Consider the following 18,039-nt stretch of genomic DNA (forward strand, 5'->3'; position numbering starts at 1 on the left):
ATGGAAATAAAATAGAAGGTTTGTAAATAGCAGACTTGTAGGTTGTTTTTAGCAATTAACCATGAAGTACTACGTTCAAAAGTTTACTTCCCAACAAAACGAGCATTTTTTCTATTTGATGGCATTTCCTAGTTTGGAATATCGTCTAATATTTTTAAATAAAGTTATAGTATTACTTTGTCTAATCTTTCATACGTATACTAGTAATAGGTTACCAATGAAAAAATAAATAAAGGGGATTATTTCTGGTTAAGTATAGAAATTATTTTTTGCAATGCTACTCTAGCTTCTTTCATAACAGGTAAAAATGGCCATATATGGGGCATGTTATAACCGAATATTGGAAAAACAGCTACCTTAGCTTTTTGTAGTTTCTGAAGTGCGATTAATTGATCAGGATACGTAATATCATTCTCTGCTAAGAATAAAAAAGTAGGAGGGAAGTTATGATAATCTCCATTGTTTGGTGAAATTATTGGGTCTTTTAAACGATCATTAGCGCATAATTTCTTTGCACTGAAGACTCCTTTTTTAGATAAAATTGGATCGGTTTTGTCAACAGCATTAATAGCAGGATTGGTAAAAGTCGCATCCATTACAGGAGAAACTAAAATAATTCGTTTTGGAAGTTTACAATTCTGTGCTAGTAACCGTTGAACTAATGTCGTAATTAAAGTACCACCAGCAGAATCCCCTAAAAGGGTAATAGCTGTAGTAGGATATTTTTTTACAGCAGTAGCGTAAATTGCATCTATATTTCTTGAAATATCCTCTATATTGCTCTCTGGAGCCTTTGGGTAGTCACACATCCAAACTGCATGATTTGTGTTTTTAGCTATGTTCTTCACAGCATTCCAGTGATGTGCTTTTGGACCTGAAATGAATGCCCCACCATGTATAAAAAGGACTAGTTTTTCTGAATTCTTAGATGTAGCAACCTCGGTAATAGAGGAATCTGATATTGTAAAGCGACGCAGACTGTTTTTCTGGTAAAAAAATGTTTTCGGATGATGAATATCTCCTTTTCTAACTTTTTTTAAATTTATTGGGTCTTTAGAAAAGTTGCTTTTTATCCCTTTCAACCGAATAATAAACAAACAGATATAATAACTTAAACTTTGTTTCATCTAGTTTTATTTTTACTATTGACAAAATGATTTTACACGTAAAATTTCTTTAAGGTATAATAATTTTATTATTTAATGGTCTTCTACGTTTTTTTGAACACAAATCCTTAAATTTTATTTTTAGGGTTTAAATACGCTATTTACTACGATTTTAAGGGTTTTTTCTCTAGATAGACCAATATACCTAAGAGGTAAAAAAAACGCTTTAAAAAACTATTCTAAACACGTGTTTAGAATTGGTATTTCTTATAAAGAATTAACTTTTGTATCAGAAAAAATAATTGTAAATTGTACTATTACTTTTTTACACCAAAGTAATTATTACGTCATGTATTATTCTAGATGCTTAGTGATTACTTTTAAATTTTTAAAGACCGAGAAGCTATGGCTATTTCAGATTTATATGCAAGCGGACAACACAAACAAGAAATTGGACACTTTGCAAGTATCGTAAAAATTGCTAAGACCGATAATATTATTTCAGAAGGAGAAAAAATTTTGCTAGATCGTGCTGCTAAAAAATTACATATAAGCGCAGTGGAATATGAAAAAATATTGGAAAATCCCGAAAAATTCCCGGTAAACCCTCCAGTAAGTTATGAAGAACGCATCGAAAGACTACATCGTTTAACACGTATGGTTTTTGCTAATGATCACGTGGAAAAGGAACAAGTACATCTATTGCGAAAAATAGCGGTCGCACTTCATTTTTCCACCGATAATATTGATAAGATTTGTTCTAAAGCAATACAACTAGTAGCTAGAAATTCTGATTTAGAAACATTTAGCACTTCTATTAAAGAAATTAACCACTAAAAAAGAAAATTTTAATTTCTTTATTCTTGAGATAATTCCTTTATTGCTACTTCAATTCTATGGATAGTTTCCTCTTTTCCAATCATTTCCATAATATCAAAAAGATGTGGCCCCTTCAAAGCGCCAACTAAGCTCAATCGAAGTGGTTGCATTACTTTACCAAAACCTATTTCTTTCTTAGTGATCCATTCTTTAATCAAATTCTCGGTATTTTCAGAAGTAAAGTCGTCTATATTTTGAATCACTTCACCTACCTCAGTCATTAAACTAGGAGTGTTCTCTTTCCATTGTTTTTTAACTGCTTTTGGGTCGTATGCTTTTGGAGTCTCAAAAAAGAAATCGGATAGTTGCCAAAAATCAGAAACAAATACAGCTCTCTCTTTTACTAAAGCAACAACTTTTTTAACGTACGACATTTCTCTAGAAATTCCTCTATTTTCAAGAATTACGGAATAAAGGTTGGCCAATTCTGTGGCAGATTTTTGCTGTAAATATTGCTGGTTAAACCATTTTGTTTTATCCGGACTAAACTTTGCTCCTGATTTACTTACGCGACCCAACTCAAATGCCGCAATTAATTGCTCCATAGAAAATATTTCTTGCTCTGTACCTGGGTTCCAACCTAATAGAGCGAGCATATTAACAAAAGCCTCTGGAAAGTAACCTTCTTCTTTGTACCCTGAAGAAACTTCTCCTGATTTCGGGTTAGTATACGCCAATGGAAAAACAGGAAAACCTAATTTATCACCGTCCCTTTTACTTAATTTTCCTTTACCTACAGGCTTTAGAATAAGTGGTAAATGAGCAAATTTTGGAGGATTCCAACCAAAAGCTTTGTACAAAAGTATGTGAAGTGGGAGCGAAGGCAACCACTCCTCTCCGCGAATTACATGAGATATTTGCATCAAATGATCGTCTACTATATTAGCGAGGTGATAGGTAGGCATTCCATCCGATTTAAATAATACTTTATCATCTAAGGTATTTGTATCGATGGTAATCGTACCGCGAATTTCATCTACCAATTGAATTGTTTCGTTTTCAGGACTCTTGAAACGGATTACGTATTTTTCTCCATTTTTAATTTTTGCACTAACGACATCCTCTGCTAGTGCTAAAGAATTTTGAAGTTTGTTTCTATTGTGCCAGTTGTAAATAAAAGTTTTACCCTTTTCTTCATGGTCTTTTCGGTGTTTATCCAGGTCATCTGAAGAATCAAAAGCATAGTAAGCGCATCCTTTTGCTACTAACTCATCTACGTATTTTTTATAAATTTCTTTACGCTCTGACTGACGATAAGGACCGTATTTTTCATGGATGTTTGGGCCTTCATCAATAGTGATATTACACCATTTTAAAGCATCAATTATATATTGTTCAGCATTAGCAACATAACGAGTTTGATCGGTGTCTTCAATTCGAAGAATAAAGGTTCCATCATACTTTTTTGCAAATAAGTAGTTGAATAAAGCAGTTCTAACCCCGCCCATGTGTAAAGGTCCTGTTGGACTTGGTGCAAATCGTACTCTTACTAAATCTGACATTTCTTATAGTTTATATTCTAATTAAATCCTATCTGCAAAGATACTTATACGGTGTAAAGTGTGAAATTATCTAGAGAATTAAATATGTATTTATCGATAAAATTAACATAACGCATTTTTTAGGGTAGTACTTCTTTACTTTAAATGTTGTATTTTTATAAGTGATATGAGCGCTTACGATACGATTATAAAAAACTAAAACAGTTTAGTAAAAAATATTACACCAATGAACTTATAAAAGGAACTATACTTTTCCTTACACTAGGACTGGTATATCTATTTATTACAATGTTTATTGAGTACTTTTTATGGCTGCAACCATCGTTTAGAACTTTACTATTTGGAATCTTTGTGCTTGTAGAATTTATTCTATTACTGCGTTTTATTGCATTTCCAATTTTCAAACTAATAGGGCTAAAAAAGGGAATTTCTATAGAAGAATCCTCTAAAATAATCGGTAATCATTTTCCTGAAATTAAAGATAAATTACTGAATATCATACAGTTAAGCAACAAAAAGGACTCCTCAGATCTGCTACTGGCTAGTATAGAACAAAAATCAAACGCTATCCAACCAATATCATTTGGAAAGGCTATTAATTTTTCTTCAGGTTTGAAATATGGTATATATTTATTGATTCCTATTTGTATATGGGGAGTAACGCGACTTTCGGGAATTGAAAAAAATTTAAACCAAAGTTTGGATAGAGTTTTAGACTATAAAACAGCTTATACTCCACCTGCACCATTCGAATTTTTAGTAACCAATAGAAACCTAAAGGTATTGCAGGGAAATAGCCTAAAAGTTGGTATAAAAACCATTGGTACTATTGTCCCTGAAGAGGCTAAAATATACTACAATAATCAGGAATATTACCTTCAAAAATCATCTGCAGGTAACTTTTATTATCTTTTTGAAAATATTTCTGAAAATACATCCTTTCGTGTCTCAGCAAATGGTGTTGGGTCTAATGTTTATCAAATCCAAACGATAAAAACTCCTTCTATCCAAAACATTACTCTTAATATTAGATATCCTAAGTATACCAAAAGAAAGAATAAAACAATTTCAAATTCAGGTACCATGGATGTTCCACAAGGAACAACGATAACTTGGAATGTAAAAACGACTGATACCGATAGCGTTACATTTAGTTCTAATAAACTTAAAAAGTATTTTCAACAAGACAACAATGGCGATTATAGTTTTACAAAAAAAATAATGAACGATTTGCCGTATAAGATTTCTACATCGAATAGTAACTTAACAAACTACGAAAATTTACAATTTTACATTACCACGGTAAAAGATCTAGTACCACAAATATCAGTGACCTCAAATATTGACAGTATATCTAGGGGAAATGCTCAGTTTTTAGGCACAATTTCTGATGATTATGGCCTACAAAAGTTAGAACTTATCTATAGAGAAGTAAATACTGATAAAAGCACTGTTGTTCCAATAGGTATCGAAAATAATTCGATTCAAAACTTTTATTTTGAATTTCCAAATAACATAAAACTGAAGGAAAATAGTAACTATGAGATATATTTTAAAGTTTATGATAACGATAGAGTAAACGGTAGTAAGGCATCCAAAAGTAGAATATTTTATTACAAGCAAAAATCGGAAGCAATAATAGAAGAGGAGTTATTAGAGGAACAGAGGGAATATTTAAATAAATTAGAAAAATCTATCACCTCGCAAAAAAAGACAGTACAAGACTTAACTAAAATCCAAGAAGATCTTCAAAATAAAACAAACTTAAGCTGGAATGACCAAAAAAATATAAAAAAATTACTCGAACGCCAAAAACAATACCAACAAATAATGAAACGGCAAACGAACCTACTTAAGGAAAATCTAGATGAAAAAGAACCTCAGAAAGAAACACTTCAAGAAAAAAAAGAAAATTTAAAAAAGAGAATCGAAGAACTTGAAAAAATCAATAAAGAAAAGGAACTTCTAAAAGAACTTGAAAAATTAGCAGAAAAATTAAATAAAGAGGATCTTGTCAAAAAGACCAAGGAATTAGCCGCGCAAAACAAGCAAAAAGAGCGAAGTTTAGAAAGAATACTAGAAATGACAAAGCGCTATTATGTCGAACAAAAAATGAATCAAATAGCAAATAAATTAGAAAAGTTAAGTGAATCACAAGAAAAGCTTGAAAACAATGATACTTCGATTGAAAAACAAAAAGATATAAATAAAGCATTCAAAGACATACAAGAAGAACTTGAAAAGCTCAAAAAAGACAATGAAAGTTTAAAAGACCCCATGGCACTTCCAGAAATGGAAAACTTAGAAAAAGAGATATCCAAAGAATTAGAAGAGTCTTTGTCTAACTTAGAGCAAAATAACAATGAAAAAGCGAAAAAGAATCAAAGGAGCTCTTCAAAAAAAATGAAAGAAATGAGTGCTAAGATGAAACAATCCATGGAGGCAATGAGTGCGGAGATGCAAGAAGAAGATATGGAAAGTCTACGCCAAATTTTAGAAAATTTGCTTTTATTCTCTTTTGACCAAGAAACTTTAATGGAAACCTTCCGAAACACAAATTCTTCGAATCCTGACTTTGGAAAAAATATTAAAAAACAATACCAGTTAAAACGTTATTTTGAACACATAGACGATAGTTTATTTACCTTATCTATGCGCGTTCCTGAAATTAGCAGTACCATACAAAATGAGCTTGCAAATACACATTATAATCTTGATCAATCCCTAGAAAATTTTGTTGAAAATAGAATGACCGCAGGCGGTTCAAATCAACAATATGTTATGACTTCTGCAAATACATTAGCAGATATACTTAGTAATACATTAGATGCGATGCAAAACCCAAAAGAAGGAATGGGTAAAGGCAAAGGTAAGGGCAATTCGTTTAGTTTACCAGACATCATACAGAAACAAGAATCGTTAATTCAAAAAATGGAGGATGGAATAAAGAAAGGAGAAAAAGGAAAAAAAGAAAACACAGGGAAAGATGGAGAAAAGGGAAATAGTAATAAAGGAGAAGATGACATGGACGGAGAATTATTTGAAATTTACAAAGAACAAAGTAAACTAAGACAAAGTTTAGAAGAGTTGCTACAAAAAGGAAGTAATGGTAGTGGAGATGCAAAGGCAAAAAAAGCAATTCAGGAATTAGAAAACCTAGAAAATAAAATTTTAGAAAAAGGATTTACCAAAGAAAATTTAGAAGTGATGAAAAAATTAAATTATGAGCTTCTAAAATTAGATACTGCCAATTTAGAACAAGGAAAAGAAAAACAAAGAAAAACCAATTCTAATAAAAAAGAGTTTAATGAAAATCCCAATAAAAAACTCAAATATAAAAGCTTGTTTTACAATCAGAATGAAATATTAAATAGACAATCCTTACCTTTGCAGCAGAAATACAAAAAAAAGGTTCAATTATATTTCAATTCATCCGATAAAATCTAAATATTATACTTCTATAACGAATACATTTCAAAGTATAGTACCGTAATTTTTTAAGAAGGAGTGAAAATAACACAACCTTATTTACCTTAAGAAATGATAAACTTTAATTTTGAAACGCAATTTCAATTAAAAGATTCGCAAAAAACCTCAGATTGGATAGCATCGTGTATTCATAAAAACGACTTTACCTACAGTGAAATTAACTACATTTTTTGTGACGACAAGTATCTACACAAAATAAACATGGAGTATTTACAACATGATACACTTACGGATATTATTAGTTTTGATTATACGATGGGAAAAGAAATAAGTGGGGATATATTTATTTCTATCGAAAGGGTAGAAGAGAATGCGAAAATCTATCAGGTTTCTTTTCAGGAAGAATTTCATCGTGTACTTATCCATGGTATTTTACATTACATGGGGTATAAAGACAAAAGCGAAGAAGAAAAAGAAAAAATGCGTGAAAAAGAAAACGATTGTTTACAATTATTACATAAAATATAAGCAGTTCCACGTGGAACGAAATTAATACTATGAGTTTATTTAATACGAAATATGACGTAATTGTAGTTGGTGGTGGACATGCAGGAAGTGAAGCAGCTGCAGCTAGTGCAAATTTAGGTGCGCACACACTTCTTATTACCATGAACCTACAAAATATTGCACAAATGAGCTGCAATCCAGCTATGGGTGGTATTGCAAAGGGTCAAATAGTAAGAGAGATTGATGCATTGGGTGGGTATAGCGCTATCGTTACGGATAAAACAGCTATCCAATTCAAGATGCTAAATAAATCAAAAGGACCAGCAATGTGGAGCCCAAGAGCTCAATCTGATAGGATGGAGTTTGCTGCTTGCTGGAGAACAATGCTCGAACAAACAGAAAACTTAGATTTTTATCAAGACTCTGTAAATGGATTGGTATTTGAAGGAAATAAAATAACAGGAGTAAAAACAGCGCTTGGTTTGACCATTTCAGCAAAAACAGTAATTGTAACGGCAGGAACATTTTTAAATGGTCAAATACACATCGGTGAAAAGACATTTGGTGGAGGTAGGGCAGGAGAAGGTTCATCGACAGGAATAACAGAAGATCTTGTACAAATGGGATTCGAATCTGGAAGAATGAAGACGGGCACACCACCCAGAGTAGATAGCAGATCTCTTGATTACAGTAAAATGACAGAGCAACCAGGCGATCAAAACCCGGAGAAATTCTCGTATCTCCATACAACCACAGCGCTAAAAAAACAAAGATCATGTTATCTAACTTATACTAATCCAAAGGTACACGAATTACTTCGTGAAGGATTTGAAAGATCACCGATGTTTAATGGTAGAATACAATCCACTGGGCCTAGATACTGCCCATCCGTAGAGGATAAAATCAATCGCTTTTCTGAAAAGGAGAGACACCAAATATTTGTTGAACCAGAAGGATGGGAAACCGTAGAAATATATGTTAACGGTTTTTCGACATCTTTACCAGAGGATATCCAAGACAAAGCAATACGGGCGATTGACGGATTTGAAAACGTGAAATTTTTGCGATATGGGTATGCTATAGAATATGACTATTTTCCACCAACACAATTAAAACATAATTTAGAAACAAAATTAGTATCCAATTTATTTTTTGCAGGACAAATAAACGGAACAACTGGTTACGAAGAAGCTGCTGCACAAGGTTTAATGGCAGGAATAAACGCTGCCTTGAAAACACAAAATAAAGAAGCATTCATACTTAAAAGGAACGAAGTTTATATTGGAGTTCTCATTGATGATTTGATAACAAAAGGAACAGAAGAACCTTACAGAATGTTTACATCACGTGCGGAATATAGAACGCTATTACGCCAGGATAATGCAGATATTAGATTAACTAAAAAATCATTTGATATTGGATTAGCTAGGCAAGAGAGGTTAGATCGTGTATCTACAAAAATTAAAAAAACAGAATCTTTTATAGATTTTCTAAAAAATTTAAGTGTCACAAAGGAAGAAATAAACCCAATTCTTGAAGAAAAAAATCTTGCTGTAATTACACAAAGCATGAAAGTATACAAAATTGCTTCCCGCCCACAGCTAAAATTCAAAGACCTAGAGGACATAGATAGTATACAACAATACATTCAAAATAATAATATTGATTCTGAAATAATTGAACAAGTAGAAATTCATTTAAAATATTCTGGGTATATTAAAAAAGAAAAAAGTAATGCCGATAAATTAAATAGGTTAGAGAATGTACCGATACCTGCAACATTTAATTATGAAAAAGTTAAATCTTTATCATATGAAGCACGAGAAAAATTAAGTAAAATTCAACCAACATCCATTTCACAAGCAAGTAGAATAAGCGGAGTATCTCCCTCGGATATATCAGTACTACTTGTTTATATGGGTAGATAAATTAAAAGCTTTACAAAAAGAATTCCGTTCGGAATTCTTTTTTATTCGTAGAATACAAATGTTCCCCGTGGAACAATTATATAATTTAATAATAAATAATGTTCCCCGTGGAACATCAAAATTAAATACATTGATTTTAAACGAAGCATCCGGAAAACACTATTTAGATTGTAAAGATTATTCTATAAGTAACGAAGAATTTAGTCTCATTTACTACAAGGAATACGACGTACTAAAAACCACGCCAAACCCTAAAAATATAGACAAGTATTATGCGAGTGAGAAGTACATTTCCCATACGGATGATACAAAAAATCTTGTAGAGTATCTTTACCAAAAAGTAAAAAAAATTACGCTAAAAAGAAAACTAAAATTAATAAACTCTTTAAAAACAAAAGAAAAAAATATTTTGGATATTGGTGCAGGAACTGGTCAATTTATAAAAATATGTAAAAGTAATGGTTGGATGACGGAAGGTATTGAACCAAATAAAAAAGCAAGAGAAATTGCAGCAGAGAAAGAAATTATATTGCAAAATGATATTCATCAGCTAAAAGGTAAAAAATACGACATCATTACCTTATGGCACGTATTAGAGCACATAGAAAATATAAATGAATATTTAGATAAGATTAAAAGATTATTGAAACCAAATGGATACTTAATCGTTGCTGTACCAAATTACAAGAGTTATGATGCAACATACTACGGTTCGTTTTGGGCAGCATATGATGTACCAAGACACATATGGCATTTTTCTAAAAAATCGTTAAAACGTATATTTAAGGAAATAAATATGGAAATTATTAAAATTAAAGGAATGCAATTTGATTCTTATTATGTATCCATATTAAGTGAACAATACAAACAAATCAAATTACCTCTGTGTAGGGGTGTATATCGTGGTTTCATATCAAATTTAAAGGCAAGAAGAAGCAAAGAGTATTCTTCCAATATATTCGTCGTACAAAAAAAAGATTAAGAAATATAAGAGGTATTTAAGCCTTAATCAATAAAATGGAAGGTACTCTATTATTTTTTTTTAAAAACGTCTTAAAACACTTTAAAATAGATATTATTAATAAGTATAATTGATATTAAATTAAAAATAAATAGATTTTAATTATTTATAAAATATAAACCTAAAATCACAATAATAAAGTAAACAGCAAGCGTCATGGCACCTGCATAATCTTTAGCTAAACGTTGGCCAATTAATAAACAGATTAACGATACAGCAGACAATTGCATACCAGATATAGCCAAACCTGTATCCCCAGTAGTTAAAAGTGTAAATATCCCCACGAACATAAATGCTCCTGAAAGAAGTTCCAAAACTAAAATTACAGCAACTAATAATGGCACCATATTTCTTAAAGGAGAGGCACTAAAATGGGATTTTATGAAACTTACATTACCACTCCAATCGGTTACTTTATCTATACCAGACTGTAAAAATGTAACAATTAAAAATACAAGAATTAAAATTACGGTAGCGTGTTGTTGAAGTAAATCCATTTGATTATTGTTTTCACAAATATAAAACAATAAAAATGTAACATTTAAAAAAAATAACGTCATATAGGCATATTATGTTGTATTTTTAACATAGTAGTTAATTCTTAAAAAATAAAATATGATCTTTTATGCACCTCTATTATTCTTTGCAATACTATTCGTATTAGCAGCGTTCTTTATTGTTAAACAACAAACGGCAGCCATTGTTGAACGATTCGGTAAATTTCAAAGCATTAGACAATCTGGTTTACATCTAAAAATACCCGTGGTGGACAGAATAGCTGGAAAATTAAGTTTAAAAATACAACAATTAGATGTCATTATAGAAACAAAAACCCTAGATGATGTTTTCGTAAAACTCAAGGTCTCTGTTCAATATAAAGTTATTAAGACAAAGGTATATGATGCTTTCTATAAGTTAGACTATCCGCAAGATCAAATAACATCCTACGTATTTGATGTGGTACGTGCAGAGGTCCCAAAAATGCGATTAGATGACGTTTTTGTTAAAAAAGACGATATTGCTATAGCAGTTAAAAGTGAACTAAATGATGCAATGATGGAATATGGCTATGACATTATAAAAACGTTAGTTACAGATATAGACCCCGACGCACAAGTAAAAGAGGCTATGAACAGAATTAATGCTTCCGAAAGGGAAAAAGTAGCAGCACAGTATGAAGGAGACGCACAAAGAATTTTGATTGTGGAAAAAGCAAAAGCGGAGGCAGAAAGTAAACGATTACAAGGACAAGGGATTGCAGATCAACGAAGAGAAATAGCAAGGGGACTGGAAGAATCAGTAGAGGTATTGAATAAAGTAGGTATAAACAGCCAAGAGGCATCTGCTTTGATAGTTGTAACACAACATTACGACACACTTCAGTCTATAGGAGCAGATACCAATAGTAACTTAATTCTACTACCAAACTCACCACAAGCAGGAAGTGACATGCTTAATAATATGATTGCAAGTTTTACAGCTAGTAATCAAATTGGTGAAGCAATGAAAAAGGCAAATGAGAATAAGGAAAGTGAAGAATAACAAGACGTAAAAAAAGCGATTCTGAGAGAATCGCTTTTTTTCTTATTTTTTGTCCAAACTACCATTATCGTCATCATCATTTTTGGTAGCGTCTTTAAATTCTTTTATTCCTGTTCCTAAACCTTTCATAAGCTCGGGTATTTTTCTGCCTCCAAACATTAATACTACCAGCACAACTATAATAGCTATTTGCCATGGTCCGATAATTCCTAAAAAAATTGTAGTTGAATACATTTTATCTTATTAAATTTATGCAAATATACAAAAATTAACTTCGTTGCTTTATTACCCCACCGATAACTTTTTTATCAACTAAAACATCAGGATTACCTTTGTAAAAGATGGTTCCTCCAAAAGAAACTTTTGCATCTAAAGTTTCTCCTGCATCCACCTCAGCTTTAGCTCCAGAACCAGCTCTTACAACATTCATAGCGCTTACCGAAAGATTATATCCGTGATAGTTAGCACCTAAATCAACATCGACGTATTGATTTTTTGCAGTACCACTTAGCTTTATCACAGAGCCAGAGGTACTTTTAACTTTTAAATGTTTAACGGCTACAACTATATTAATAAAAGCCCCTTCTTGTCCTTTAATCTCTATTTTCTCTTGCTCTATCATGCTACTAGTAATTATAGCACCTTCATTGCCATCTATAATGGCAATGTCTTGGTTGTAATATAAAGTAATTTTTGCTTTACCATCTGCAGTGGTTTCCGGAAAATTAAGCATAATTTTTAAGCGATTATTGTCTGCTTTAAATTTAACTTTTGATGCCTTTTCTCCTGAGATTACTGCCTCTACTTTATTACTTTTCACCAACGCAACATCAATACCATTGTACACCTTCAGTTCTTTAAAAGGACCTAACTTCTGGGTTATTGAAGACTGTGCTGTTGCGCTACCAATAGTAAATATTAACAATAGTATAAGAACTCGTTTCATTTTATCTATTTTAAACATAAATTTAATATGGTAATATTACGTAAATTATCAATTAATACACTACTAATAAAATGCAAATAAATTAAAAATATTGTCTACACCAAATATTAATGGTTCACAAGAGAAAAATCCAAATGCTTTCGTTCCAAATCTGTATTTTTAACTTTTACAGTTACCTCATCCCCCAATTGAATTATAGCTTTTGTAGATTGACCAACCACAGCATACTGCTTTTCATCAAAAATATAATAGTCGTCTGAAATATCTCTAATACGAACCATACCTTCACATTTATTAGATGTAATTTCCACGTATATACCCCATTCTGTAACGCCAGATACAACCCCTTCGAACTCTTGATCTTTATGATCTTGCATGTACTTAACTTGCATGTATTTGATAGACTCACGCTCAGCCTTGGAAGCCAATTCTTCCATTTGAGAAGAATGCTTGCATCGCTGTTCGTACAATTCATCTTTTGGGGAAATTCCTCCATCTAAGTAGTGTTGCAATAAACGATGTGTCATTACATCGGGATATCGACGTATTGGCGAGGTAAAATGTGAATAATAATCAAAAGCTAAACCATAATGTCCAATATTATGCGTTGTATATTCTGCTTTACTCATCGATCTAATTGCCAAGGTTTCCACTAGATTAGCTTCTCCTTTACCATGTACTTCTTTTAGTAATTTGTTGAGACTTTGTGAAGTAGACTCTTTAGTATCTGTATTAATTTTATATCCGAATTTACTAACAATATTTTGCAGTGCTGCCAGTTTCTCCACATCAGGCTCGTCATGCACACGATAAATGAAAGTATTTTTAGAAGGTTTACCCTTTTGAAGACCTATAAACTCTGCTACTCTACGATTAGCTAAAAGCATGAATTCTTCAATTAGTTTATTGGCATCTTTAGCTTCTTTGAAAAATACTCCGGTAGGATTTGCATTGGCATCAAGGGTAAATTTAACCTCTACCTTATCAAAAGATATTGCACCTTCTTTCATCCGTTTTTTACGCATAATTTTAGCCAAATTGTTCATAGTCAGAATGGCATTTGTAATTGGTGACTCTATTTCATATGCCTCTCCTGTTAAAGAAACAGTGGCTGGTATTGTTGCAGATTGAGTCTCAATAACACTCTGCGCTTCTTCATAGGCAAATCTTCGATCTGAAAAAGTAACTGTCCTACCAAACCATTGGTTAACGATTTGTGCTTTTTCCGTAATTTCGAAAACAGCAGAAAATGTTAATTTTTCTTCTTGTGGTCTAAGGGAACAAACACCATTAGACAACATCTCTGGTAACATTGGTACAACGCGATCTACCAAATAAACAGAGGTAGCACGATCGTAAGCTTCCATATCTAATTTTGTATTAGGCTGCAAATAATGAGATACATCTGCAATATGAATACCAATTTCATAATTTCCATTTTCTAATGGTGTAAAAGAAAGTGCATCATCAAAATCTTTTGCATCTCTGGGATCAATGGTAAATGTTACATCTTCGCGCATATCCCTTCGTTTGTTTATTTCAGAAGCTGTAATTTCTATGGGCAGACTTTGCGCTTCCTTCTCAATTTCCGGAGGAAATTCATAGGGTAAACCATATTCCAACAAAATAGAATGAATTTCAGTATTGTGCTCTCCTGGTTTGCCGAGAAGTTGTGTAATTTTACCAAAAGGATTTTTAGAATTCTCTGGCCAATCTGTAATACAAGCAACAACTTTATCGCCATCACTAGCACCATTTAATTTGCCTTGTGATATAAAAATATCAGCGTACATTTTAGAATTATCCGGGATGACAAATCCAAAGTTTTTATGCATCTGAAGAACTCCAACATACTCCAACTTATAACGTTCAATAATTTCAACAACATCGGCTTCGAGTTTGTTACTGCGTTTCTTTTTGTAGATGTAGGCTTTAACTGTATCCTTGTGAAGACCTTTTCCAAGGTTTACGGCTGGAACAAAAATATCATTTTGAAAATCATCACAAATAAAATATGCATTTCCATTAGAAGTCACATCTAAGGTACCTATGTGATACTTTCTGTCTTCATTAATTTTATATTTACCGCGTTCTACCTCGATTATTTTATTAGCTGCGGCTAATTCAACTAACTTTTTTAAAATCTGCGTCTTACCATCGGAATCACTGATATTTAGTTTTGCAGCAATTTGCTTGTAATTAAAAAGCTTATTACTATCTGTATTAAATATTTTGAATATATTCCTGGTGAGATCTTTTATTACTTTACCTTTTTTCTTGTAGATTTTTTTCTTCCTACTCATTAATCTTTCATCTTATAATTAAGTACCAAAATACAAATAAAAGTTTGTTAAAATTAATATAACACACTTTAAATGCCACAATATAATCTAAGCGATTGTTGTTGATATTTGGTACTAAAAATTAAGACCCACTTAATTACAAGCATAAAAAAAAGAACAAAAGAATAGGTTGTTAAAAAAATCATAAAAAAAATGTAACAATTTGTGAATTATTACGTCTATATAATTGCAGTGTTATTCGAATGAAAGATTTAAAAAAAATAATAGCTTTATTTATAGCCATTTTTATAATGGGTATAGTAATAATTGTAATTAATATTAATACTAGTTTAAAAACACCAGTAAACACAGTAGATATTAATAAAAACGACACTTTATATCTTATCAAAAAAGAAAGTCAACTTTCATAAATCCTTGTTAATAACATTACGCTCCACTGTCACAGAAGTATCTTTTTAATATTACTATTCATTCTATAAAATAAAACTAGTACTACGATTTACTAGGCAATATTTTGGAATTCGTAAACTTTCAAATAGGTTATTAACAATATATATAATTATAAATTTAAATTTTAAAAAAATAAAAAAAGAATAATGGTTATAATAGTTTGTTAATAGATACAAAAAAAATGCTCTATAAATTTTGTATTAATGACTTATTAAAAATAATCAACAATTTTTAAAATCTTAAAACTATAAAAATCAAGAGATAATTCTATTTATTAACATTTATTAAAATTAGCAATCAACGCAAAATTGGTTATTATTTTTTAAAAATTTAATGTAAATAAAATGTAAATTATATGTTGATAAAACTTTATTAAAAATTAAGAAAAAAAGTTGCATTAATCATCTTTGATTTGGTATTGTAAAAAAAATGATGATAATCAAATATATTTTTTAATAACTATTATTAGTTTTTAACAATTTATAAAATTTACATACTAATATAATTATCAATGTTTTAACGTAAAATATTAAAAAACCATTGTTAATAGGTGTTGATAACCATCAATAATAGTACTTTTGTAATTTCAACTAAATTAAAATCAATAAATTATGACTATTGCCATCGGTAACGATCATGCAGGTACAGATTATAAAATAGAAATTATTAAACTTCTAGAAAAACTAGGCCATAAAGTTATTAATTTTGGCACTAATACAGAGGACAGTATGGATTATCCTGACACTATACATCCAACAGCTGAGGCTGTAGAGTCAGGTCAAGCGGAGATGGGTATTATTTTATGTGGAAGTGGAAATGGTGCGCAAATGACAGCTAACAAACATCAGGGAGTTAGGGCTGCATTGTGCTGGAACAACGAATTGGTAGAATTAACTAGGCAGCACAACAATGCCAATATATTAACCATACCTGCGCGTTTTGTTTCTCTTCAACAAGCTCTTGGATTTGTATCTATATTTTTAAACACTGAATTTGAAGGTGGTAGGCATGCAAATAGAGTTCGTAAAATATCGTGTTCTTAATTTATGATTACAAAAATTAAAACGTTTGATACTCTAAGCATCACTGAACTTTATGCTATTTTACAATTGCGTTCTGAAGTATTTGTAGTAGAACAAGATTGTGTATACCAAGACATAGATGGTAAAGATCAAAAAGCACTTCATATTTTAGGTATCCACAATTCTAGAATAGTTGCGTATACTCGAATATTTAATTCTGGTGATTATTTTGATACACCTAGTATTGGGAGAGTTGTTGTAGCTAAAGAAATGCGTAAACACGGTTTTGGAAAAGATATAATGAATGCCTCTATTCATGCAATATCATCGCATTACAACACTACACGTATTACACTTTCTGCACAGACTTATTTGAATAAATTTTATAAAGATTTAGGTTTTAATCCAGTTGGTCATGAATATTTAGAGGATAACATACCACACATAAAAATGGTTAAATTTTAAAATAAAAGAGCTTCTTTAAAGAAGCTCTTTTATTTTACGTATACAAAGCATCGCTATTAACGGTTTGTATTTAGTTTTTTATGATATTCTATTAAATTATCAATTGGTTTTCTTACTATAGCTGTAATTTCTAAACCATTTCCCGTGGCTACCTCTTCTAAAATATTTTTAAAATAATACGCTATAGATCCAATAAAATATATTGGGGTATCCTTCGGTTTTTTATAGTTAGTAATATGAAATTTAAAGAACTTTTTAAATCCATTTTTTACTAATTTTTTGATGTATTCGTCTTCCTGATGATCAAACATAAATTTAGCATAAGATGCTAAATATTTATTTGGGTTATCCGCTTTATAAAGATTATACTTAATGGTATCTGGTACTAAACGGAATTCATTTTCAAAGAAAGTAGATATTGTAGCAGGCATTTTTTTGTAATAGTAATCTCTTAACAATCGCTTTCCGTAGTAGTTGCCACTTGCCTCATCCATAATAGTGTATCCTAATGACGGTGAAATACATTCTATATTTTCTCCATCGTAATAACAGCTATTAGATCCTGTTCCTAAAATACAGACGATAGCTTTTTTATTTTCTGCAGATGCATAAACTGCACCGAGAATATCCTCTTCTACAAATATTGTCTTGGCATTATTAAAAAATTTTTCAAAAATTTCTTTTAATAATTTTTTTGGCGTTTCTGTTCCCAAACCCGCTCCGTAGAAGTATAGTTGTTTAATACTTTCTTTATATTGCTTTAATTCTTCAATACTTTCAATTCTGCACAGGAGCTCTGACGTGGAAACCACATTTGGATTTAATCCTGATGTTCGAACTCTAAAAATTTCTTTGTTATTATTATCTATGGCAATCCAATCAACTTTTGTTGAACCACCATCTGCAACTAGTACCATCTTATTTTTTTTTCAAATATAA

The 18,039-nt window shown here is 31.1% G+C and carries 15 protein-coding genes; 8 read left to right on the plus strand and 7 right to left on the minus strand.

Translation table 11 applies throughout. From position 1 onward, the window contains the following. Window positions 1-239: 239 nt before the first annotated feature. On the minus strand, window positions 240-1,127 hold the full coding sequence (locus BSU00_RS07195; protein WP_105003755.1) for an alpha/beta hydrolase: 888 nt from the start codon (window positions 1,125-1,127) through the stop codon (window positions 240-242). Window positions 1,128-1,511: 384 nt separating this feature from the next. Here BSU00_RS07195 and BSU00_RS07200 point away from each other — a divergent pair, with 384 nt between their 5' ends. Continuing rightward, on the plus strand, window positions 1,512-1,943 hold the full coding sequence (locus BSU00_RS07200) for a fructose 1,6-bisphosphatase (protein WP_105003756.1): 432 nt from the start codon (window positions 1,512-1,514) through the stop codon (window positions 1,941-1,943). A 20-nt stretch (window positions 1,944-1,963) separates the two neighbouring features. On the opposite strand, the gene gltX is transcribed toward BSU00_RS07200, so the two are convergent. Next, the gene (gene gltX / locus BSU00_RS07205) at window positions 1,964-3,487 is read right to left on the minus strand and encodes a glutamate--tRNA ligase (protein ID WP_105003757.1); all 1,524 of its coding nucleotides are present in this window, start codon (window positions 3,485-3,487) and stop codon (window positions 1,964-1,966) included. A gap of 288 nt (window positions 3,488-3,775) precedes the next feature. Here gltX and BSU00_RS07210 point away from each other — a divergent pair, with 288 nt between their 5' ends. The 4 genes from BSU00_RS07210 (at window position 3,776) to BSU00_RS07225 (ending at window position 10,333) form a co-directional block, all read left to right on the plus strand. After that, window positions 3,776-6,934, plus strand: a complete 3,159-nt coding sequence (locus tag BSU00_RS07210; RefSeq protein ID WP_233188635.1) for a DUF4175 family protein — start codon at window positions 3,776-3,778, stop codon at window positions 6,932-6,934. A gap of 93 nt (window positions 6,935-7,027) precedes the next feature. After that, window positions 7,028-7,444: an rRNA maturation RNase YbeY gene (ybeY, locus tag BSU00_RS07215; RefSeq protein WP_105003758.1), complete on the plus strand. Its 417-nt coding sequence runs from the start codon at window positions 7,028-7,030 to the stop codon at window positions 7,442-7,444. 29 nt (window positions 7,445-7,473) lie between these two features. Then, a complete protein-coding gene (gene mnmG / locus BSU00_RS07220) occupies window positions 7,474-9,351 on the plus strand; it encodes a tRNA uridine-5-carboxymethylaminomethyl(34) synthesis enzyme MnmG (RefSeq protein ID WP_105003759.1) in 1,878 nt (625 codons plus the stop codon). Between the two features lie 130 nt (window positions 9,352-9,481). Further along, window positions 9,482-10,333: a class I SAM-dependent methyltransferase gene (locus BSU00_RS07225; RefSeq protein ID WP_233188636.1), complete on the plus strand. Its 852-nt coding sequence runs from the start codon at window positions 9,482-9,484 to the stop codon at window positions 10,331-10,333. 137 nt (window positions 10,334-10,470) lie between these two features. Here BSU00_RS07225 and BSU00_RS07230 read toward each other — a convergent pair whose 3' ends face one another. Further along, on the minus strand, window positions 10,471-10,869 hold the full coding sequence (locus tag BSU00_RS07230; RefSeq protein ID WP_105003760.1) for a DoxX family membrane protein: 399 nt from the start codon (window positions 10,867-10,869) through the stop codon (window positions 10,471-10,473). 118 nt (window positions 10,870-10,987) lie between these two features. On the opposite strand from BSU00_RS07230, the gene BSU00_RS07235 reads away from it, so the two are divergent. Then, window positions 10,988-11,914, plus strand: a complete 927-nt coding sequence (locus BSU00_RS07235) for an SPFH domain-containing protein (protein WP_105003761.1) — start codon at window positions 10,988-10,990, stop codon at window positions 11,912-11,914. Between the two features lie 42 nt (window positions 11,915-11,956). Here the strand turns inward: BSU00_RS07235 and BSU00_RS07240 are convergent, their stop codons facing one another. The 3 genes from BSU00_RS07240 to rnr form a co-directional block, all read right to left on the minus strand. Next, on the minus strand, window positions 11,957-12,148 hold the full coding sequence (locus BSU00_RS07240; RefSeq protein ID WP_105003762.1) for a twin-arginine translocase TatA/TatE family subunit: 192 nt from the start codon (window positions 12,146-12,148) through the stop codon (window positions 11,957-11,959). Between the two features lie 34 nt (window positions 12,149-12,182). Beyond that, window positions 12,183-12,860: a head GIN domain-containing protein gene (locus tag BSU00_RS07245; protein ID WP_105003940.1), complete on the minus strand. Its 678-nt coding sequence runs from the start codon at window positions 12,858-12,860 to the stop codon at window positions 12,183-12,185. A 107-nt stretch (window positions 12,861-12,967) separates the two neighbouring features. Next, a complete protein-coding gene (gene rnr / locus BSU00_RS07250) occupies window positions 12,968-15,163 on the minus strand; it encodes a ribonuclease R (protein WP_105003763.1) in 2,196 nt (731 codons plus the stop codon). A gap of 1,061 nt (window positions 15,164-16,224) precedes the next feature. On the opposite strand from rnr, the gene rpiB reads away from it, so the two are divergent. Both rpiB and BSU00_RS07260 read left to right on the plus strand, forming a co-directional pair. Next, complete coding sequence (gene rpiB, locus BSU00_RS07255) at window positions 16,225-16,656, plus strand: ribose 5-phosphate isomerase B (protein ID WP_105003764.1); 432 nt, start codon at window positions 16,225-16,227, stop codon at window positions 16,654-16,656. Between the two features lie 3 nt (window positions 16,657-16,659). Then, window positions 16,660-17,100 carry a GNAT family N-acetyltransferase gene (locus tag BSU00_RS07260; RefSeq protein ID WP_105003765.1) on the plus strand — a complete coding sequence of 147 codons (441 nt, stop codon included), beginning with the start codon at window positions 16,660-16,662 and terminating at the stop codon, window positions 17,098-17,100. 56 nt (window positions 17,101-17,156) lie between these two features. On the opposite strand, the gene BSU00_RS07265 is transcribed toward BSU00_RS07260, so the two are convergent. Further along, window positions 17,157-18,017 (minus strand): N-acetylglucosamine kinase, encoded by an 861-nt coding sequence (locus BSU00_RS07265; RefSeq protein WP_105003766.1) that lies wholly within the window; start codon window positions 18,015-18,017, stop codon window positions 17,157-17,159. Window positions 18,018-18,039 lie beyond the last annotated feature (22 nt).

Origin of the sequence: Tenacibaculum sp. SG-28 (assembly GCF_002954385.1) — a bacterium.
GTDB lineage: Bacteria > Bacteroidota > Bacteroidia > Flavobacteriales > Flavobacteriaceae > Polaribacter.